Raw genomic sequence first — 1,685 nt, 5'->3', positions numbered from 1 at the left:
AGTGCCGCCAGTAACTGAGCAACCTCCTGTTAATCCACCAACGAAGCAGCCAGACACGACTCCAATGTCGGTATTTAAAGACGTCAATGACAACTACTTATGGGCCCAAGAAGCCATTGAAGAGTTGGCAAGCAAAGGAATCGTCAACGGGACCTCGGAGATGACCTTCTCGCCAGGGAACAATATTTCGCGAGCCGACTTTATGACAATGGTTGTCAGAGCACTTCATCTGAAGGCGGACATTAGCAGTAACTTCGATGATGTGAATAAAGACGACTATTATTATGAAGCTCTGGGCATTAGCAAAGCTTTGGGGATTGCAGATGGGGTTGGCGGTAACACGTTTAATCCACTTGGGGAAATTAGCAGACAGGATTTGATGGTGCTTGTTTCCAGAGCTCTCCTAAAGGCGGGTAAGTTGTTGTCAAAAGGTAACCTAGACCAACTAAATTCCTTTAAGGATGCTTCTAGCATTGCGGAATACGCCAAAGAAAGCGTCGCTTTACTCGTAGAAGCGGGAATTATTGAGGGCAGTGACAGCCTGATCAATCCGGAAGGCAAAGCAACACGAGCAGAAGTGGCAACCATCGTCTATCGAGTTTTGAAATTGCTGAAATAACAGCTATTTGTGCAAGAGGGTGTCCTGACCTTGGTTGGGGCATCCTTTTTTTGTGCATATTTGTGTTGAGCATTCCCACTCATGAAATTTGCTGCTATTACTTGAGTGGTTTTTCCCTGGCAAGGGGAACTACAAGGCGCTATTTCATCGCAATGGGCTCTTTTTCGCGCGAAGGGGAACTGTGGTCCGCTATTTGTCCGTTTTCTTAAAGAAAACGGGTTAGGCGGTCAAATAAGACCCCGTAGTTCCGCTCGAACGCGGAAAAGGGGGGATTTGTTGGAATAGCGGCCTGTAGTTCCAAAGGTGTATCGTTGGCCAACTTAACTATAGTATGAGATTACACCTTCGCCAAGTGTCCCAGTAACACTGAATTCTTAGTGGCGCTGGGTTCTCCACCCTCAAAAATTCGCTTCTACCGGGCTCTTAACAAGCTAAACTACTACGGAGGAGTTAACTCCTCCAATGGTTCATTTCTCCTCAGGGAACTAGGGGGAGCTATTTCATCACGCGCTCGTCCTAAAAGGCGACGAAGTCGTTTATCCCTTATGTGATTCTTGCGCGCGAAACTCTCCAGCTATTTCTAACGGACACCACTGCCGTTAATATCGTGAAAATCGCCCAGTTTCATATCTAACGGACATGGGAGCCCTTATTTGCCGATTTCAGGGCGAAATCGGGGTAGAAACAAGCAAATAGCTGCGCTGGTGTCCGTTAGATTTTCAAAACGGCTATAATACGCCGAATAAGAGCTGCTGTGTCTGTTAGACAGTCGAGGATGCTGCCATACTATGCCCACCATCATGTGTGCCGGGAACTGACCGCTCTGTCCTGCTCCGTTCCGCCMCGCTCCGTCCTGCTCCGCTCCGGTTCGCTCCGTGGAAACTACTTTGGAGGTGAACCAGTCGGCCAATTCTAACGGACACCACAGCCGTTAATATCGTGAAAATCGCCCAGTTTCATTTCTAACGGACATGGTGGACCTCTGTCAAGAAAGTAAACACATCATTAAGTGACGATTACGCGGTTTCTACAAAGGTCGCCGCAAAGTGAACAGGCGACACATAGC

Annotated in this window: 1 protein-coding gene; it reads left to right on the top strand. The window is 47.9% G+C overall.

Annotation, left to right across the window (positions count from 1 at the left end; genetic code table 11):
• The coding region (locus AC1DUA_RS36545; RefSeq protein WP_477504392.1) for an S-layer homology domain-containing protein at positions 1-619 on the top strand (619 nt) is incomplete at its 5' end.
• Between the last annotated feature and the right edge of the window lie 1,066 nt (positions 620-1,685).

The organism is Paenibacillus sp. 01T422 (assembly GCF_056398785.1).
This window is presented reverse-complemented; position numbering and strand designations above follow the sequence as displayed.